Source organism: Rhodobacter sp. 4.3.4, assembly GCF_058724655.1.
The window spans coordinates 518,598-537,024 of the sequence record NZ_CM178967.1 but is presented as its reverse complement, the minus strand read 5'-3'; the positions used below and the strand labels follow the sequence as shown (position 1 = coordinate 537,024).

Annotated in this window: 19 protein-coding genes; 10 read left to right on the top strand and 9 right to left on the bottom strand. The window is 68.5% G+C overall.

Going from position 1 to position 18,427, the window contains the following annotated elements:
• Positions 1-3 precede the first annotated feature (3 nt).
• Both gshB and AC4PTB_RS02665 read left to right on the top strand, forming a co-directional pair.
• Positions 4-948 carry a glutathione synthase gene (gene gshB, locus AC4PTB_RS02670; RefSeq protein WP_492191558.1) on the top strand — a complete coding sequence of 315 codons (945 nt, stop codon included), beginning with the start codon at positions 4-6 and terminating at the stop codon, positions 946-948.
• Positions 948-1,871 (top strand): alpha/beta hydrolase, encoded by a 924-nt coding sequence (locus AC4PTB_RS02665; RefSeq protein WP_492191557.1) that lies wholly within the window; start codon positions 948-950, stop codon positions 1,869-1,871. The genes gshB and AC4PTB_RS02665 overlap by 1 nt, the downstream gene beginning before the upstream one ends.
• Here the strand turns inward: AC4PTB_RS02665 and AC4PTB_RS02660 are convergent.
• Together AC4PTB_RS02660 and AC4PTB_RS02655 are read right to left on the bottom strand one after the other, a co-directional pair.
• A complete protein-coding gene (locus AC4PTB_RS02660) occupies positions 1,837-3,351 on the bottom strand; it encodes a YifB family Mg chelatase-like AAA ATPase (protein WP_492191556.1) in 1,515 nt (504 codons plus the stop codon). The two genes, AC4PTB_RS02665 and AC4PTB_RS02660, sit on opposite strands and share 35 nt — an antisense overlap.
• Positions 3,352-3,420: 69 nt before the next feature.
• Complete coding sequence (locus AC4PTB_RS02655) at positions 3,421-4,107, bottom strand: glutathione S-transferase (RefSeq protein WP_492191555.1); 687 nt, start codon at positions 4,105-4,107, stop codon at positions 3,421-3,423.
• 178 nt (positions 4,108-4,285) lie between these two features.
• Between AC4PTB_RS02655 and AC4PTB_RS02650 the strand changes: the two genes are divergently transcribed.
• The 7 genes from AC4PTB_RS02650 (at position 4,286) to AC4PTB_RS02620 (ending at position 10,427) form a co-directional block, all read left to right on the top strand.
• Complete coding sequence (locus tag AC4PTB_RS02650; protein WP_492191554.1) at positions 4,286-5,164, top strand: RNA polymerase factor sigma-32; 879 nt, start codon at positions 4,286-4,288, stop codon at positions 5,162-5,164.
• On the top strand, positions 5,161-5,970 hold the full coding sequence (locus AC4PTB_RS02645; protein WP_492191553.1) for a ChaN family lipoprotein: 810 nt from the start codon (positions 5,161-5,163) through the stop codon (positions 5,968-5,970). Before AC4PTB_RS02650 ends, AC4PTB_RS02645 begins: the two co-directional genes overlap by 4 nt.
• A 51-nt stretch (positions 5,971-6,021) precedes the next feature.
• The gene (gene coaBC, locus AC4PTB_RS02640; RefSeq protein ID WP_492191552.1) at positions 6,022-7,218 is read left to right on the top strand and encodes a bifunctional phosphopantothenoylcysteine decarboxylase/phosphopantothenate--cysteine ligase CoaBC; all 1,197 of its coding nucleotides are present in this window, start codon (positions 6,022-6,024) and stop codon (positions 7,216-7,218) included.
• Between the two features lie 87 nt (positions 7,219-7,305).
• Positions 7,306-7,773: a dUTP diphosphatase gene (dut, locus tag AC4PTB_RS02635; protein ID WP_492191551.1), complete on the top strand. Its 468-nt coding sequence runs from the start codon at positions 7,306-7,308 to the stop codon at positions 7,771-7,773.
• A gap of 3 nt (positions 7,774-7,776) precedes the next feature.
• A complete protein-coding gene (locus AC4PTB_RS02630) occupies positions 7,777-8,805 on the top strand; it encodes a HesA/MoeB/ThiF family protein (protein ID WP_492191550.1) in 1,029 nt (342 codons plus the stop codon).
• A gap of 60 nt (positions 8,806-8,865) precedes the next feature.
• Positions 8,866-9,642, top strand: a complete 777-nt coding sequence (locus AC4PTB_RS02625) for a transporter substrate-binding domain-containing protein (RefSeq protein WP_492191549.1) — start codon at positions 8,866-8,868, stop codon at positions 9,640-9,642.
• Complete coding sequence (locus tag AC4PTB_RS02620) at positions 9,639-10,427, top strand: amino acid ABC transporter permease (protein ID WP_492191548.1); 789 nt, start codon at positions 9,639-9,641, stop codon at positions 10,425-10,427. Before AC4PTB_RS02625 ends, AC4PTB_RS02620 begins: the two co-directional genes overlap by 4 nt.
• A 20-nt stretch (positions 10,428-10,447) precedes the next feature.
• Here AC4PTB_RS02620 and AC4PTB_RS02615 read toward each other — a convergent pair whose 3' ends face one another.
• Both AC4PTB_RS02615 and AC4PTB_RS02610 read right to left on the bottom strand, forming a co-directional pair.
• Entirely contained in the window at positions 10,448-11,095 is a 648-nt protein-coding gene (locus AC4PTB_RS02615) for a sulfotransferase family 2 domain-containing protein (RefSeq protein ID WP_492191547.1), read from the bottom strand.
• Between the two features lie 9 nt (positions 11,096-11,104).
• On the bottom strand, positions 11,105-12,004 hold the full coding sequence (locus tag AC4PTB_RS02610; RefSeq protein WP_492191546.1) for a DMT family transporter: 900 nt from the start codon (positions 12,002-12,004) through the stop codon (positions 11,105-11,107).
• A gap of 203 nt (positions 12,005-12,207) precedes the next feature.
• Here AC4PTB_RS02610 and AC4PTB_RS02605 point away from each other — a divergent pair, with 203 nt between their 5' ends.
• Complete coding sequence (locus AC4PTB_RS02605; protein ID WP_492191545.1) at positions 12,208-13,233, top strand: hypothetical protein; 1,026 nt, start codon at positions 12,208-12,210, stop codon at positions 13,231-13,233.
• 52 nt (positions 13,234-13,285) lie between these two features.
• On the opposite strand, the gene AC4PTB_RS02600 is transcribed toward AC4PTB_RS02605, so the two are convergent.
• The 5 genes from AC4PTB_RS02600 to AC4PTB_RS02580 all read right to left on the bottom strand — a co-directional run bounded on the left by AC4PTB_RS02600 (position 13,286) and on the right by AC4PTB_RS02580 (position 18,392).
• Positions 13,286-14,746 (bottom strand): SPOR domain-containing protein, encoded by a 1,461-nt coding sequence (locus AC4PTB_RS02600; RefSeq protein WP_492191544.1) that lies wholly within the window; start codon positions 14,744-14,746, stop codon positions 13,286-13,288.
• A 79-nt stretch (positions 14,747-14,825) separates the two neighbouring features.
• The gene (gene upp, locus AC4PTB_RS02595; protein WP_492191543.1) at positions 14,826-15,458 is read right to left on the bottom strand and encodes a uracil phosphoribosyltransferase; all 633 of its coding nucleotides are present in this window, start codon (positions 15,456-15,458) and stop codon (positions 14,826-14,828) included.
• Between the two features lie 11 nt (positions 15,459-15,469).
• On the bottom strand, positions 15,470-16,681 hold the full coding sequence (locus AC4PTB_RS02590) for a phosphopentomutase (protein ID WP_492191542.1): 1,212 nt from the start codon (positions 16,679-16,681) through the stop codon (positions 15,470-15,472).
• Complete coding sequence (locus AC4PTB_RS02585; RefSeq protein WP_492191541.1) at positions 16,678-18,000, bottom strand: thymidine phosphorylase; 1,323 nt, start codon at positions 17,998-18,000, stop codon at positions 16,678-16,680. Before AC4PTB_RS02585 ends, AC4PTB_RS02590 begins: the two co-directional genes overlap by 4 nt.
• Positions 18,000-18,392 carry a cytidine deaminase gene (locus AC4PTB_RS02580; RefSeq protein ID WP_492191540.1) on the bottom strand — a complete coding sequence of 131 codons (393 nt, stop codon included), beginning with the start codon at positions 18,390-18,392 and terminating at the stop codon, positions 18,000-18,002. Before AC4PTB_RS02580 ends, AC4PTB_RS02585 begins: the two co-directional genes overlap by 1 nt.
• Positions 18,393-18,427: the final 35 nt, after the last annotated feature.

Here is an 18,427-nt window from a genome sequence, read left to right as displayed (position 1 = left end):
GTCATGGCCTTGAGAGTTGCATTCCAGATGGACCCGATTGCGGCCATCAACATCGACGGCGACAGCACGTTTCGCATTGCGCTTGAAGCGCAGGCGCGTGGCCACGCGTTGTTCTATTACACGCCCGACCGGCTGATCTATCGGCAGGGGCGGGTGCTGGCCCGCGGCTGGCCGCTCACCGTGCGGCGCGAACAGGGCAACCATTTCAGCCTGGGCGCCGAGACCGAGGTCGATCTGGCCGAGATGGATGTGGTCTGGCTGCGGCAGGATCCGCCCTTTGACATGGGCTATATTACCACCACCCATCTGCTGGACCGCATCCATCCGAAAACGCTGGTCGTCAACGATCCGTTCTGGGTGCGCAACTGCCCCGAGAAGCTGCTCGTCCTCGATTTCCCCGACCTCACGCCGCCGACGCTGATTGCCCGCGATCTGGCGATGATTCGCGATTTCAAGGCCGAGCATGGCGATGTCATCCTGAAACCGCTTTACGGCAATGGCGGCGCGGGGGTGTTCCGGCTCGATCCGAACGACCGCAACCTGGCTTCGCTGCACGAGCTGTTCACCTCGATCAACCGCGAGCCGATGATCGTGCAGAAATACGTTCCGGCCGTGGTCAAGGGTGACAAGCGCATCATTCTGGTCGATGGCGAGCCCGTGGGGGCGATCAACCGCGTGCCAGCCGCGGGCGAGACGCGGTCGAACATGCATGTGGGCGGCCGCCCCGAGCCGACGCAGCTGACGGACCGCGAACGGGACATCTGTGCCGCCATCGGCCCGACCTTGCGCGAGAAGGGGCAGATCTTCGTCGGCATCGACGTGATCGGCGACTGGCTGACCGAGATCAACGTGACCTCGCCCACCGGCATCCAGGAGCTGGAACGGTTCGACGGCACCAATGTCGCCGCGCGGATCTGGCAGGTGATCGAGGCGAAACGGGGTCGGTGATGAGCCTGCGCGCGCGGATTGTGACCCTTGGGCTGCGGCTGTTCACCAAGCCGCGGCTGGCGAAGATGACCGATCCGGCCGAGTTGCGCGAAGCGATGGAGCGCTTCACCCGGATCGCGCTGCGTCCTGCGCCGGGCAGCGTGGCGATGCCGCTCGATCTTGCCGGGCGGTCGGCGCTCTCGATCCGCGCGGGCCGCCCGCGCGAGGGCCTGGCCGTGCTGCATTTCCATGGCGGCGTGTTCATCGCAGGCAGCCCGCAGACGCATCTGCCGATGCTGTCGCGGCTGGCGAAACTGGCGCAGGTCACGGTGATTGCGCCCAGCTACCGCCTTGCCCCGGAACACCCGTTTCCGGCTGCGCTGCGGGATGCCGAAGCCGTCTGGGAGGCACTGATCGCAAAGGGCTACAGGTCTGAAAATATTGTGCTTTCGGGCGACAGCGCGGGGGCGGCGCTGGCCTTTGCGCTGCTGTCCAGGCTCTGCGCGCGGGGCACGCCGCCCGCGGGGGCCTTTGCCTTTTCGCCCTGGTTCGATCTGACGGGGGCCTCGCCCTCGGTGCAGGCGAATGCCGCCTCCGACCCGATGCTGGCCGGGCATCGTCTGCCGGAAGCGGCGCAATTCTACCTGCAGGGCCATCCCGCCGACGACCCCGAGGCTTCGCCAATCTTTGCCGACTTCCCCGGCTGTCCGCCGGTGCTGCTGCAGACCGCCGAGACCGAGATCCTGAGCGATGATGCGCTGCGGATGGAAGAAAAACTGCGCCGGGCCGGGGCCGAGGTGCTGCTGCAACTTTGGCCCGGGGTGCCGCATGCCTGGCAGATGATGGATGGGCTGCTCCCCGAATCGCGCGAGGCCCTGCGCGATGCCGCCCGTTTCGTCACCCGCGTTCTTACCGTGCCGCCGCAAAGGTCAGACGGTAACTGACCGCCTCGGCCAGATGCGGCGCGCGGACCGGGTCCGATCCGTCCAGATCGGCAATCGTCCGCGCCGTGCGCAAGACGCGATGATAGCCCCGCGCGGTCAGACCGAAACGGGCCGCGACCTTGCCCAGAAGCTCCCGCCCCTCGGCGTCGGGGGCGGCGATCTCGTCGAGCACCACGCCTTCGGCCTCGGCATTGACCCGGATCTGCGGATGATCGGCGAAACGGCGGCTTTGAATCTCGCGCGCCGCCGCCACCCGCGCCGCCACCGTGGCGGAGCTGTCCCCCGCCGCAGGCAGATCCAGCTCGCGCCAATCGACGGCGGGCACCTCGATGCGCAGATCGAAGCGGTCCATCAGCGGCCCGGAAATCCGGCCCAGATAGTCCTCGCCGCATTGCGGCACCCGGGCACAGGCGCGCGCCGGATCGCCCAGATAGCCGCAGCGACAGGGGTTCGCCGCCGCCACCAACAGGAACCGGCAGGGGTAGCGGACATGCGCATTGGCGCGGGCCACGACGACCTCGCCGGTCTCGATCGGCTGGCGCAGGGTTTCCAGCACCGGGCGGGGGAATTCGGGAAACTCGTCCAGAAACAGCACGCCGTTATGCGCAAGGCTGACCTCTCCGGGCCTTGCGCCGCGCCCGCCGCCGATCATCGCCGCCATCGAGGCGGTGTGATGCGGTTCGCGAAACGGCCGGTTGCGCGAAATCCCGCCTTCGGAGAGAAGCCCCGAGAGCGAATGCACCATCGAGGTTTCAAGGGCTTCCAGCGCCGACAAGGGCGGCAGGATGCCCGGCAGCCGCGCCGCCAGCATCGACTTGCCCGAGCCGGGCGGACCCGCCATGAACAGGTGATGCCGCCCGGCGGCGGCGATCTCGAGCGCCCGTTTCGCCCGTTCCTGCCCCTTCACGTCGCGCAGATCGCGGGCGGCGGGCGGCGTTTCCACCTCGCCCGGACGCGCGGGGGCGAGCGGCTGCTGCCCGGTCAGATGCCGCAAAGCCTCGGTCAGGGTCGCAGGCGCGAAAACCTGCGTCGCCCCCACCCAAGCGGCCTCGGCACCGCAGGGTTTGGGACACATCAGCGCGCAATCCTCGGCCGCCGCCGCCATCGCCGCGGGCAGCGCGCCGACCACCGACACAATCCGGCCATCCAGCGCCAGTTCGCCGATCGAGACAAGGGTTTCCACCTCTTCTTTCGGCACGATCTCGATCGCGGCCAGAAGCGCAATCGCGATCGGCAGGTCGAAATGCGAGCCCTCCTTGGGCAGATCGGCAGGCGAGAGATTGACGGTGATCCGCCGCATCGGCAGCGCGATCGACAGCGCCGCCAGCGCCGCCCGCACCCGGTCGCGGGCCTCGGAGACCGCCTTGTCGGGCAGGCCGACGATGGAAAACGCCGGCATCCCGGCGGCAAGGGCGCATTGCACCTCGACGATCCGCGCTTCGACGCCTTCGAAAGCCACCGTATAGGTTCGTGCCACCATGCCCGCTCTCCGCCCGGTTGCAGCCTAGCGCAGAACCGGGCGGGATGGGTTAACGGATCATTGAGCCCGTCATTGCGGCCCGGGCCAGGGCCGGGTCGGCCAGTCGCGCTGGTAAAACGGCTGATCGGGGCCTTCGGCCAGACCCTCGGCGCGCCAGGCGCGGAAATCGGCATCGGCAAGCCAGGTCGCCACATAAGCCGCGGCCTCGGGGCCGACGGGCAGGTTGTAGCCCGCGATCCGCGCCGCCACCGGTGCGAAGAAGGCATCGGCCAGCGACCAGCGCCCGAACAGCCACGGCCCCCCGGCGCCGTGAGCCGCCCGCGCCATCGACCAGAGCGACTCGATCCGCGCCAGATCGGCCAGAACCGCTTCGGTCGGCTCGCAGGTCTCGTAACTGACGCGCAGGTTCATCGGACAGTGGCTGCGCAACGCGCCAAAGCCCGCATGCATTTCCGAAGCGAGCCAGCGCGCCATCGCGCGGGCATCGGCATCCTCGGGCCAAAGCCCGGCCCCGGGGTGGCGCTCGGCGATCGTCTCGGCAATCGCCAGCGTCTCGCCGATCACCTGACCCGAGGGCAGCCGCAGCGCAGGCGCCAGAACCGCGGGCGCGAATTCCGCCAGAAGCCGTTTGAAATCATCGCTGTAAAGCCGCCCCGAGACGGTCTTCACCGGCACGCCTGCTTTCGCGAATACCAGCCAGCCGCGCAACGACCAGCTGGAATAGGACCGATCCCCGATCGCCAGTTCATACCCCATTCCGACCTCCCTTTTTCGCCGGAATGCTAGTCCGCGGCCGCCCCTGTGCAAAGGTTAATCCTGCACAGTGATTTTTTTGTGATGCACACTGCAACTTGGAGACATTCCAGATCGTTTCTGTCAGTGTAGGTGCAGTGAGCACGCCTAACAGCGGGTTGGGAGACCCGGGGAGACTGACATGGCACTCGATGGAATGACCGACGACACGCTTCCGCGGCAAGCTATGCGGGCGGAATATCTGGACGCCGAGACCGAGGCACGGCTGGCCCGCGCCTGGCGCGATCACCGCGACGAGGCGGCCCTGCACCGCCTTGTCAGCGCCTATATGCGGCTGGCGATTTCGATGGCCTCGAAATTCCGCCGCTACGGGGCGCCGATGAACGACCTGATCCAGGAGGCGTCGCTCGGCCTGATGAAGGCCGCCGACAAGTTCGACCCCGATCGCGGCGTGCGGTTTTCAACCTATGCGGTCTGGTGGATCAAGGCTTCGATCCAGGAATTCGTGATGCGCAACTGGTCGATGGTGCGCACCGGGTCCACCTCGTCGCAAAAGGCGCTGTTCTTCAACCTCAAGCGCGTGCAGGCGCAGATCCAGCGCGAGGCCGAGGCCGAGGGGGTGGTGCTGGACAGCGCGCAGCTGCGCGAAAAGGTGGCGATCTCGATTGGCGTTTCGATGGCCGATGTCGAGATGATGGAGGGGCGGCTCTCGGGCTCCGATCTGTCGCTGAACGCGCCGCAGTCGAATGACGAGGACGGCCGCGAATGGGTCGACACGCTGGAGGACGAGGGCGGCAGCCCAGAGACCCGGGTGACCGAGGCGCATGACGGCGCGAAGATGCGCGACTGGCTGGGTCAGGCGATGGGGCAGCTGTCGGCGCGCGAACGCTATATCGTGGCGCAGCGTCGGCTGATCGACGAGCCGCGGACGCTGGAAAGCCTGGGCGAGGAACTGGGCCTGTCGAAAGAGCGGATCCGGCAGCTCGAGGCGCAGGCTTTCAGCAAAATGCGCAAGTCGCTGGAAAGCCGCAGCGAAGAGGTGATAGGCTTCTTCGCATGAGGATTGCTGGCGTTCTTGTTGCCCTGTCGCTGGCGGCTCCGGTCGCGGCCGAGGAGATTTCGGCCGCCGATCTGCCCGCCCGGATCATCGCCGCCGCACCGCAGGTTGCGGTGCTGGGCGAGGTGCATGACAATGCCGATCACCACCTGGCGCAGGCCGCGGCGGTGGCGGCGCTAAAACCCAAAGCGCTGGTCTTCGAGATGCTCGACCAGGCGCAGGCGGCGATGGTGACACCCGATCTGATCGGCAAGCCTGACGCGCTGGCCGAGGTTCTGGGCTGGGAAGCCGCGGGCTGGCCGGATTTCGCGCTCTATGCGCCGATCTTTGCCGCCGCCTCCACGGCGCGGGTCTATGGTGCGGCGCTGCCCCGCGACCAGGTGCGCCGCGCGATGAAGGAGCCGCTGGCGCAGGTCTTCCCCGAGGCGGCGCGGTTCGGCATCGACAGCCCCTATCCCGCCGCGCTGCAAGCGCAGCTCGAAGCCCAAACCCAGGCCGATCACTGCAACGCCCTGCCGCCCGAGCTGCTGCCCGGGATGGTGGCGGCGCAGCGGTTGCGCGATGGCGCCTTTGCGCAGGTGACGCTGCGGGCGCTCTCGGAAACCGGCGGCCCGGTGGCGGTAATCACCGGCTCGGGACACGCCCGCAAGGACCGCGCCGTGCCTGCGCTGGTTGCCCATGCCGCGCCGGGGGTGAAACTGCTCTCGCTTGGCCAGCTGGAACGCCCGGCCGGGGGCGATCAGCCCTTCGATCTGTGGATCGTCACCGATCCCGCGCCCCGCGAAGACCCCTGCAAGGCCTTCCAATAACTTGCGCGAGCCCCGCCGCCGCCCTACAGCTTGGCAAAACCGGAGGGGCGCATGACAAAACGGATTCTGCTGATCATCGGCGGCGGCATCGCGGCGGTGAAAGCGCCGGAGTTGATCCGGCTTCTGCGCGGCGCGGGCTTTGCCGTGACCCCGGTTCTGACGAAAGCCGGGGCGGAATTCGTCACGCCGCTCTCGGTCTCTTCGCTCGCCGGCGAGGCCGCGCATAGCGCGCTTTTCGATCTGACGCAGGAAGCCGAAATCGGTCATATCCAGCTCAGCCGCGCCGCCGATCTGGTGGTGGTGGCGCCTGCGACCGCCGATCTGATGGCGAAGATGGCGGCGGGTCTTGCGGGGGATCTGGCCTCGACGCTGCTGCTGGCGACGGACAAGCGGGTGCTGATCGCACCCTCGATGAATGTGCGGATGTGGCAGCACCCGGCGACGCAGCGCAACTTGCGGCAATTGCAAGCCGATGGCGTGCTGACCGTCGGCCCGAACGCAGGCGACATGGCCTGCGGCGAATACGGGATGGGCCGGATGGCGGAACCGGCGGAAATTCTGGCCGCGATTCACTCCGCTCTGGCGGAGGGGCCGCTCAAGGGGCGGCATGTGCTGGTGACCTCGGGGCCGACGCATGAGCCGATCGACCCGGTACGCTACATCGCCAACCGCTCCTCGGGGGCGCAGGGCACGGCGCTGGCGGCGGCCTTGCGCGATCTGGGCGCCGATGTGACCTTTGTGACCGGCCCTGCGACCGTGCCGCCGCCCGAAGGCGTGAAGGTGGTCAGGGTCGAAACCGCGCGCGAGATGCTTTTGGCCGTGCAGACCGCCCTGCCCGCCGAGGCGGCGATCTTTGCCGCCGCCGTCGCCGATTGGCGGGTGGCGAATGCCAGCCTGCAGAAGATGAAGAAGGACGGCACGGGTCAGGCGCCCGCGCTGAGTTTTGCCGAGAACCCGGATATTCTGGCGACCGTCGCCCAGATGGGGCCGGGGCGGCCGAAACTGGTCGTGGGCTTTGCCGCAGAGACCGAGAATGTGACGGCCCATGCCACGGCGAAACGCGCCCGCAAGGGCTGCGACTGGATCGTGGCGAATGATGTCAGCCCGGCCACCGGCATCATGGGCGGCAGCGAGAACGCGGTGACGATCCTCGATGAAAGCGGCGCCGAGACCTGGGCACGGATGGGCAAGGACGCGGTCGCCCGCAGGCTGGCGGCACGCATTGCCACCGCGCTTGGCGCAAGCTGACAGGGCGAAAGGGCGTATTTGCGCCAAGAAAAAGCAAGCCGTCTTTTTCTTGGTCCAAATACGCGAAAGAAAACGGAAGGGGCAGGCATGACGCCGATCATCAAGGTGCTGCGCGAGGACTGGGCCGATCCGGAGGTGGCGCTGCCCGCTTATGAAACCCATGGCGCCGCCGGGGCGGATATTCGCGCCAACCTGCCGCCCGGGATCCGCGAAACCGGGCTGGTGCTGGCGCCGATGGGGCGGGTGATCGTGCCGACCGGGCTGCGCGTCGCCATCCCCGAGGGGTTCGAGATGCAGATCCGGCCGCGGTCCGGGCTGGCCTTCAAGCACGGGCTGGGCATGCCGAACGGGCCCGGCACCATCGACAGCGATTATCGCGGGCCTTTGGGCGTGTTGATGATCAACTTCGGCGCCGAGGCTTACACGATCCGCCACGGCGAGCGGGTGGCGCAGGCGATCATCGCCCCCGTTGTGCAGGCGCGCTACGAGGTCGCCGCGGATCTGGGCGAGACGGCGCGCGGCGCGGGCGGTTTCGGCTCGACCGGCAAGGGCTGAGCGATGACCGGGCTGATCCTGCTGGCGGTGATCGCGGCGCTGGGCTGGAAGCTGCGCGCCCCCGCCGGGCTGGTCTGGGGCACGCTGGCGCTGCTTTGGGGCGCCTTCGTGCTGGTGCATGGGCTCTTTCCCGATCCCGGCCATCCGCTTCCGGCGCTGATCGGCGGCAGCCTGCCCGGCTGGATCGGGCTTGGCGTCGTGGCCGCGCTGGTGCAGGCCTATCGCGGGGCGCTGGCGCGGCTGCGCGCCCGGGCGGTGGTGCCCGAAGCCCCCGCCGAAGGGCCGTTTTCAAAAGCCGAACTGGACCGCTATTCCCGCCATCTGCTTTTGCGCGAGATCGGCGGCACCGGGCAGCGGCAGCTGAAATCGGCGCGGGTGCTCATCCTGGGGGCGGGCGGGCTTGGATCGCCCGCGCTGCTTTACCTGAGTGCTGCGGGCGTCGGCACGCTGGGCGTGATCGATCCTGACACGGTCTCCAATTCGAACCTGCAGCGGCAGGTGCTGTTTCGCGACGATGACATCGGCACGCCGAAAGTCTTCGCCGCCGAAGCGGCGCTGAAAGCGCTGAACCCCTTCCTCACCGTCAAACCCTATCACCGCCGCCTGACCGAAGATATCGCCGCGGCTCTGATCGCGGACTATGATCTGGTGCTGGATGGCTGCGACGATTTCGAGACCCGGCAGCTGGTCAACCGCGCCTGTGTCGCCGCCGCCAAGCCGCTGATTTCCGCCGCGATCTCGCAATGGGAGGGGCAGATCAGCCTCTATCACCCCGCCAGCGGCGGCCCCTGTCTGGCCTGCCTCTTCCCCCATGCCCCCGCCCCCGGCCTTGCGCCCAGCTGCGCCGAGGGCGGTGTGATGGCGGCCCTGCCCGGCATCCTTGGCACGATGATGGCGGCCGAGGCGATCAAGGAGATCACCGGGACAGGCACCAGCCTGCGCGGCAAGCTGCAGCTGATCGACGCGCTGCATGGCGAAAACCGCACCATCGCGGTTTGCCGCGATCCCGCCTGCCCGGTCTGCGGCGGCTGAGACTGGACAGCCCCCGCCCCCGGGAATAGCTTTGGCCGACCCCTCAACCGGAGCCTTCCGATGAAACTGCCCCTTGTTGCCGCCGCCCTGCTGGCCGCCTCGCCTGCCCTTGCGCAATTGCCCGATCTGGCGGGCCGCGCCATCACCGTGGTGACCGAGGATGCCTATCCGCCGCTGCAATTCGTCGATGCCACGGGCGCCCATGTCGGCTGGGAATATGACGCCATGGCCGAGATGGCAAAGCGGCTCAACATGACGGTGAGCTATGAGCATTCGAGCTGGGATGCGATGATCCCGGGGGTTTCCGCCGGGCAATATGACATCGGCATGACCGGCATCACCATCCGCGACGACCGCAAGACCGCGGTGGATTTCTCCGATCCCTACATGCGCTCCGAAATGATCATGCTGGTGCGCGGCGACGAGACCCGGTTCAGCGATGGCAAGAGTTTCGCCGCCAATCCCGATCTGCTGATGGCGGCGCAGCCTGGCACGACGCCGTTCTATGTCGGCGTCTATGAGCTGCTGGACGGCAACGAGGCCAATCCCCGCATCAAGATGTTCGAGACCTTCGGCGCCGGGGTCGAGGCGCTGCGCGGCGGCGATGTCGATCTTGTGCTGACCGATTCCACCGCGGGCGAGGGCTATGCCAAGGCCTCGGACGGCGCCTTGAAGATTGTCGGCGAGAAACTGGGGGCCGAGGATTTCGGCTTCATCTTCCCCAAGGGTTCCGACCTCGTGGCGCCGATCAATGCGGCGATTGCCGAGATGAAGGCCGATGGCACGATCGCGGCGCTGAACAGAAAATGGTTCCTTGATTACAAGATGGGGGAATGAGGTCCCATCCTGACCGCGATTTCCCCTGGTGGCTGGTGGCGCTGGGCGTCGCCGCGCTTGGGGTGGGCGGGGCGGTCGCCGCCGATCCGTTGCATGCGAAGATCTTCGCCACCCTGTCGAAGGGCATCGGCATCACGGTTTTCGTGACGCTGGTGGCCTTTGCGGGCGCGCTGGTGCTGGGGTTGTTGCTCGCCGTCGCCTCGCTCTCGCGCCATCTGATCTGGCGGCAGCTGGCACGGCTTTACACCGAGGTGATCCGCGGCGTGCCGATCATCGTGCTTTTGCTTTACGTCGCCTTCGCGCTGGTGCCCGCGCTGGTCGCGGGCTGGAATGCGCTTGGGCTGCCGGAACTCTCGGTGCGGGATTTCCCGCTTTTGGCGCGGGCGGTGCTGGCGCTGATCCTCGCCTATGCCGCCTTTCTGGCCGAGGTGTTCCGCGCCGGGCTGCTCTCGGTCGAGCGCGGCCAGATCGAGGCGGCCAAGGCGCTGGGTCTGGGCGGCTGGCTGCGGTTCCGGCTGATCGTCTTTCCGCAGGCCTTCCGCACCGTGCTGCCGCCTTTGGGCAATGATTTCGTGGCGATGGTGAAGGACAGCTCGCTGGTGTCAGTGCTGGGGGTGGCCGATATCACCCAGCTGGGCAAGGTCACCGCGGCGGGGAATTTCCGCTATTTCGAGACCTATAACGTCGTCGCGCTTATCTATCTGGCGATGACCGTCACCCTGTCGCTGCTGCTGCGCAAGCTTGAAGCGCATCTGCGGCAGCGCGGCGCCCCCGAACGCGACTGAACCTGACGCGACTAAGCGTTTCAGAACGCATAGCCGAAGCGGGCGATATCGGCGGCGGCGATCCGTGCCACCGCCTCGGCGGTGTCGTCGTCGTAATAAAAGCGCCAATCCGCCCGCCGGTCCGAGGCATTGGCACGGGCGAGCGGAAACAGCCGAAAGCCCAGATGCGCTTCCAGCGCGGCGCCGTCTTCTTCCAGATGTTCCAGCCGCAAAAAGGCGGTCGCGGCCTCGATCCCGTCGGCGAGCCGCAGATAGCTGCCATAGGGCGTCGCCGCGATCGAGGCGGCGGTCTGCGGATGGCGCACGAAGCCTGCGAAATCCAGCCCTTGCGCCAAGCTTACCGCCGGATGGGCAAAGCTTTGCCCGCGCAGCCAGTGGTAATAGCTGACCATCCGGTCCCAGGGGTTGCGCACGAGGGTAAAGGTGAACCACTCCCGCGCCTGGGCTTCGGTGTAAAGCCCGATCCCGTCCGCCAGCGTCGCATGTTTCCAAAGCCGCCCCGCCGTCGTCACGCCTGCAAGCCGCGCCCTGCGCCGCCGCGCCTTCGGCGTGTCGCCCACCAGAATGTCATCGGCCCTGGCGCGGGCCTCCAGCGCCAGCGCCAGGGCCGTGCCCCCGGTCTTCGGGATATGGACAAAGATGAAGCGGCGGCCCGGGGAAACGATCATGCGGAGAGATTAGCGCCCGCGCGCCACAATCGCGAGTCCCGCCAGCCAGATCAGCCCCATCCCCGCCCATTCGCGCAGACCAGGCACCTCGCCCCAGAGCAGAAAGCCCCAAAGCGCCGCGGCGGGCAGCACGACATATTCGAAGACGGCGGCGCGGGTGGCATCGGTCAGCTGATAGCCCCGCACCATCAGGCTGACCGCCACAAGCGAGCCGAAAGCCTGGGCAAAGACCCAGAACAGCACCGTGCCCGAGGGCAGCGCGGGCCCGCGCAGGATGAAAGCGAGGGGCCCCTCGCCCGCCATCGGAAACAGAGCGAGCAGCAAAAGCCCGGCCCCGCCCAGCAACCCCAGCATGGCAAAGAACCCGGCGGTCAGCGTCACCGCCCCCTCGCCCGGGCACCAGCGCTGGGTGGCGATATTGCCCAGCGCGTAAAGCGCGCCGCCCAGCACCGGGATCGCCGCGGCCGGGCCGATCCGCGCCGCCTCGGGGCCAAGGACCAGCAGGATGCCCGCAAAACCCACGGCGACGGCCAGGATGCGGACCAGACCGATGCGCTCGCCATAGACGAAGCGGGTGATCAGCAAAACGAAGATCGGCGCGGTGAACAGCCCCGCCGCCACCTGCGGCACCGGCAGAAAGCCAAGGCTGCCGAAATAGCACAGCATCGCCACCCCATGCACCGCCGAGCGCGCGGCGACGGCGGGAAAATTGCGCGGCCGCAGATCCAGCCGGAACAGCGGCACCGCCAAAGCCAACAGCCCCGCCACCATCAGCGAGCGCGTCAGATGGAACTGCCACAGCCCGATATCCGCGGCGATGACGCGCACGTAATTGTCGGTGAAACCGATGATCAGCGCATAGGCCGATATCGCCGCCGCGGCCTGCGCGGTGTGGTTCTTGTCCGTCATTGCGGCTGCTCCCTGTCCCTGCCCCTGTGTGCCGGGGCGGTTCCGGCCTGGCGCGTCCAATCCCGACATCGCGGACGACATTCGGCGTGAAAACGACCGCGCAGATCGCCGCGGGGTGCGAATCACGCAATTGACCCCGGTTCCCCTTTCGCTATTCTTTGCGGAACCGGGTCCGAAGGCCCCCAGCCATAGTCGAAGCGAAGATGACCGCGCTGCCGCAATATGAGATGCTGACCGCGCAGGGCCTGTGGCGGGACACCCCGCAGGCGCAGCGGCGGCTGGTGCTGCTGTCGCTGGGCGATGCGACGCTGGTGATCCGCGACAATCTTTCCGACCGGGCAGTGGCGCATTGGTCGCTCGCGGCGTTGGTGCGACGCAATCCGGGGGCGATGCCTGCGGTTTACGGCGCCTCGGAGGAACCGGGCGAAGAGCTTGAAATCGGCGACGAGCTGATGATCGAGGCGATCGAGAAGGTGCAGGCGGTGATCGACTCCCGGCGTCCGCATCCGGGGCGGCTGCGGCGGATCGGCTGGAGCCTGTCGCTGGTGGCGCTGGCGCTGGGTGGGCTTTTCTGGCTGCCGGGCGCGCTGGTCGATCAGGCGGCGCGGGTGGTGCCGACTGCCAAGCGCACCGACATCGGCCGGATCGTGCTGCGCGACATGGAACGCACGACCGGCGTCGCCTGCCATTCGACCGAGGGCGATGCCGCGCTGGAGGCGCTGGCGGCGCGGCTGCAGGGCATCTCCGAAATCGCCGTGCTGCCGCGCGGGCTGACCGGGGCACGGATCCTGCCCGGCGGGGTCGTTGCGCTGGGCACCGACACGCTGACCGGCCCCGACACGCCCGAGGTGGCGGCGGGGGCGATCCTGTCGGCGCAGCAGGCGCAGGCGGCGGAAAACCCGCTGCATGCGGCGCTTGCCTGGGCGGGCAGCGGCGCGGCGCTGACGCTGCTGACCACCGGCGATCTGCCCGCAGAGCGGCTGCGCGGCTATGGCGAGGTGGTGCTGTCGCATCCGCCCGCAATCGCCCATGGCGAGGCGCAGACGGAGACCCTGCTGGAGGCGTTCCGGGCGACGGGCGTGTCCTCGACGCCCTATGCCTATGCGATCGACCCGACCGGAGAGGCGGCGCTCGGCCTGATCGAGGCGGATCCGTTCCGCGGCGCCCCCGCGCCCGAGCCGGTGCTGGCCGATGATCAATGGCTGGCGCTGAAGGATATCTGTTCCTGACACGCAAAGGGGCGGCCCGGCGGACCGCCCCCAAAGCCTGCGCGGGACCGGCTCAGCGCAGGATGCCCTCGGCAAAGCCCGCATTTCGGACCGTGGCCAGCGCCGCGCGCGCATCGGCGAAGGGACCGGCCAGAACCACGGTCAGACCGCGCCGGGTCTGCGCCGAGGACACCGGCAACCCGGCCGCGGCCAGACGCGCTTTGGCGGCGGCGGCATTTCCGGCGACGGCAAAGCTGCCCACCTGCACATAGCGCGGCGCGGCGGGGGCTGCGGCCTCGGGCGCGGATTTCGACGACACCCGCATCGGGGTGCTCGCCCCGGGCGAAAGCGCGGGGGCGGAAACGTGAACCGGCTCGGCCGGAACGATGCGCCGGCGCTCCGGGGTGCGCTCGGTCACTCGCCGCGACGGCACCTGGTTCGTCCACATCACGCCCTGTTCGGCATCGCCCTGCGCCGTGCGCGGACCGCGGAAGGGATTGAGCCGCCCGTCGTCGAAAGCAGGGGCATAGCCGGTCGGCCCGACCGAGGTCTCCACCGTGATCGGCGCCAGCGTGATGTGCCCCGAGGGCGCGCGCACCAGCACCGGCCCGACCGAGGGCCCGCCGGACCCCGGCCGCGCGGTCATCGGCGCGACGCCGCCGCCCAGCGCATAGGGGCTTGCCGCGGCATAGACCTGTTGCGGGGTGGCGCCCGGCATCGGCGCCGAGGGGGTCACGACCAGACCGGGCACGGCGGCGGCATTGATGAAATCGACCGGGTTTTGCGCGGCGCCCCCGCAGCGCACGACAGAGCGGCCATCCGACAGCAGGTAGCGCTGCGCCGCGGCCATGCCCGCCGGGCAGGCGGTTGCAGCCGCCGCCACCGTCTCGGTGCCGGTGATCCGCACCGGAACCGGCAGGGTGTTGTGATAGCGCAGGCTGCCCCCGCCCGGAGCCGCCGTGCCGCCGCTGAGCGCATAGGGCGAGACATAATCCGACCGCGCGGGCACCGCGGCCGCGACGGGCGGCAGCACCGGGCTTTGCGGCGCGGCGGCCCCCCGGACCGGCGCTGCGGGCACGGGCTGCATCGGGGCGGCAGCGCCAAGACCGATGCGCGGCGGCGTCGCGGTGGTGGCGATGGTCTCCATCGGCTTGCCGACGAAGGGCGTCGGCGCAAAGGGCGATCTGGCGGGCCGAGTGGCAGGCGCCGGAGCAGGCGTGGCGGCCACCGCCACCGGCGGCGCGGATTTGACCGGGGCCGTCGCGACCTTTGCCGCCGCCGCGCCTTGCGGCAGGCTGGGCTGGTAGCCGCAAAGCTGCTTTTTCGACCGGTCGACCCGCGGCACCCAGGTCACCGTGCCGCCATAGCCCGCGCGCACGAAAACACAGCCCGCGCTGTCGACATATTGCCGCCCCTTGTAGGAGGGGGGCGGCACATCGGCCGGACCGTTGATCTCCATCTCTGCCAGGGCGGCCGAACCACCCACCGCGGCCGCGACCGCCGTCGCCGCCACCCACCAACCATACCGCCGCATATCATCCCCCGATGATCTTTCGGAAAAACTGCAGCACAATTGTTGCAGAGTAAAGGAAAATCCGCCGTTTCCGCTGCCGCTATTTGGTGCCGAACATGCGGTCGCCCGCATCCCCCAGACCCGGCACGATATAGCCGTGATCGTCCAGATGGCTGTCGATGGAGGCGGTGACGATCGGCACATCCGGGTGCGCTGCGCGCATCCGCGCCACCCCTTCGGGTGCCGCCAGCAAGCACAGGAAGCGGATGTTCTTCGCGCCCTTGTCCTTCATCAGCTGCACCGCCGCGGCCGAGCTGTTGCCCGTCGCCAGCATCGGATCGACAACGATCACCATCCGGTCTTCCAGTTCGGCGGGCACCTTGCAGTAATATTGCACCGGCTGCAGCGTGTCCGGGTCGCGGTAAAGCCCGACAAAACCGACCCGCGCCGCCGGAACCAGTTCAAGGATGCCATCGAGAAGCCCGTTCCCCGCCCGCAGGATCGAGATCAGCGCCAGTTTCTTGCCCTCGAGGATCGGCGCCTCCATCTCGCACAGCGGCGTGTCGATCCGCTTCGTCGTCAGGTCCAGGCCGCGGGTGACCTCATAGGCCAGAAGCAGGCTGATCTCGCGCAGAAGCTGACGGAAAGAGGCGGTGGAGGTGTCCTTTTCCCGCATCAGCGTCAGTTTGTGCTGCACCAGCGGGTGATCGACGACGGTGACCTGTTGATCCATGGTCTGTCCTTTCAAAGAAAACTGCGGCCGGGCCCTTGCGGGGCCACGCCCAGATGCGTCGCGACCGACGCGCCGATGTCGGCATAGGCGAGCTGCCCCACCGGACGCAAGCCAAGCCCGTGACCGAGCACCGGCACCCGTTCGCGGGTGTGATCGGTGCCCGACCAGCTGGGGTCATTGCCGTGATCGGCGGTGAAGATCGCCAGATCGCCCGGACGCAGGGTCGGCAGGAAGCGGCCCAGACAGGTGTCGAACCATTCCAGCGCCCGCGCATAGCCCGCAACATCGCGCCGATGCCCCCAGAGACTGTCGAATTCGACGAAATTGGCGAAGGTCAGGCTGCCCTCCTCGGCCTGATCGCCAAGGCGGATCAGATGCTCCATCAGATCGGCGTCATTCTTGCCCTTGTGCAGATGGGTGATGCCGCGATGGGAAAAGATGTCGCCGATCTTGCCGATGGCATGGGTGGTGCGCCCCGCCCCCGCGACCCAATCGAGCAGCGTGGGCGCGGGCGGGGCAATGGCGAAATCGCGCCGGTTCGGCGTGCGAAGAAAGGCGCCGGGCGGGCCGGTGAAGGGCCGCGCGATGACGCGGCCCACCTTCATCGCATGCAGCCTTGGCGCCACATCGCGGCACAGCTGCAACAGCCGGTCCAGCCCGAAGCTTTCTTCATGCGCGGCGATCTGGAACACGGAATCGGCCGAGGTGTAGCAGATCGGCCAGCCGCTGCGCAGATGCTCTGCCCCAAGCGCCTCGATGATCGCCGTGCCGGGGGCATGGCAATTGCCCAGAATGCCTTCGGTGCCCGCGGCCTTGGCGACAAATTCCACCAGATCGGGGGGAAAACTGTCTTTCGTTTCAAGGAAATAATGCCAGTCCCAGGGCACCGGCACGCCGGCCAGTTCCCAGTGCCCCGAAGGCGTATCCTTGCCGCGCGAGACCTCTGTCGCAGCGCCCCAAAGCCCCTGCGGCGCCGCCCCAAGCCCGGTCGGGCGCGTGCCGCTGGCCAGTTCCACCGCCGCCGAAAGGCCCATCGCATCCAGATGCGGCAGCTGGAGCGGACCGGAGCGCCCCGCCTCGGCCCGGCCCGCGGCGCAGGCCTCGGCGATATGGGCCAGCGTGTTCGCCCCGGTGTCCGGGCGCCCCTCGTTGAAAAACGACCCCGCATCCGGGGCGCCGCCGATGCCGACGGAATCCATCACGATCAAAAAGGCGCGGGTCATCCCAGATCCTCCGGTCCGATCCGGCAATGGATCAGCGGCGGTTCCTCGGGCGGATCATCCGCGATCTGATAGGCTGCCAGAACCGCCGCCACTGCCTGATCGGCGCGGGCCTGATCGGGGGCATGGACCAGTGCCAGGGCCTCGCCGCGGGCCATTTCTTCGCCGATCATCGCAAGCCCGGTCAGCCCGACCGAAGGGTTGATCCGGTCCGTGCCAAGCAGCCGCCCGCCGCCCAGCCGCACCACCGCCTCGCCCAAAGCCCGGCCATTCACCCGGGCGACAAAACCCGGCCGCGGCGCGGGCACCGGCACGATCAGCGGCGCCGCCGGAAGCCGGTCGGGGTAGCGTTCGACGAAATCGACCGGCCCGCCCAAGGCCGCCACCATCCGCCCGAAGGTCTCGGCCGCCCGGCCGCTTTCGATCGCGGCATCGATCAGCGCCGCGCCATCATCCAGACTTTCCGCCTTGCCCGCCAGCATCAGCACCTCGCCGCCCAGCGCCGCCGTCACGTCCCACAGCGCCTCGTTCACCGAGGAGCCGGTCAAAGTCTCCATCACTTCAAGGACTTCCAGCGCATTGCCCGCCGATTGCCCCAGGCTCTGGTTCATGTCCGTCATCAAGGCCGAGGTTCGGACCCCCGCCTCATTCGCCGTCTTCACCAGGCTTTCGGCGAGCGCGCGGGCGTCTTCCACCGTCGCCATGAAGGCGCCCGAGCCGACTTTCACATCCAGCACCAGCGCATCAAGCCCGACGGCGAGCTTCTTCGACAGGATCGAGGCGGTGATCAGATCGATGCTTTCCACGGTGCCCGAGATGTCGCGGATGCCGTAAAGCCGCTTGTCGGCGGGGGCGATTTCTCCGGTCGCGCCGACGATGGCGCAGCCGACCTCGGCCACGACCTTGCGCAGCATCTCGACGCCGGGCAGCGCCTTGTAGCCCGGGATCGCCTCCATCTTGTCCAGCGTGCCGCCGGTATGGCCCAGCCCCCGCCCCGAGATCATCGGCACATAAACGCCACAGGAAGCCAAGGCCGGGGCCAGCAGCAAGGACACGGAATCGCCGATGCCGCCGGTGGAATGCTTGTCGACGACCGGGCCGGGCAGATCCCAGGTGATGACCTGCCCCGAATCCCGCATCGCCCGCGTCAGCGCCACCCGACCGCCGGGTCCGATGCCGCGGCACAGGACCGCCATCGCGAAAGCCCCGGCCTGCGCATCGGACACCGTGCCATCGGCGAGGCCGCGCGCAAACCATCCCGCAGCCTCGGGCGAAAGCCCGGCGCCGTCGCGCACCGCCATGATGATTGAGCGGGCATCCATCAGACATTGTCCATGTGATGCGCATCGAACCGACCGGGCAGCAGATCGCCGATCGTGGTGTCCAGCCGCGCCCCCGCCGTGGTGGCCAGCGTCACCGGCACCTCCGCCCGCCCGAATTCGGCCAGTTTCTGCCGACAGCCACCGCAGGGCGGCACCGGCGCGGGGCTGTCGGCGATCACCGCGACCTCGATCAGCTCGGTCTCGCCCGCCGCCACCATCGCGGCAATCGCCCCCGCCTCGGCACAGGTGCCCTCGGGGTAAGCCACGTTTTCCACGTTCACGCCGCGGTAAATCGTGCCCGATGCCCCGCGCACCGCCGCCCCCACCTTGAATTTCGAATAGGGCGCATAGGCATTCTCGCGCACCTCGCGCGCGGCATCGAGCAGGGACATGTCCGCCTCCGGCATGGGTTTCCGCCCGATCCTGC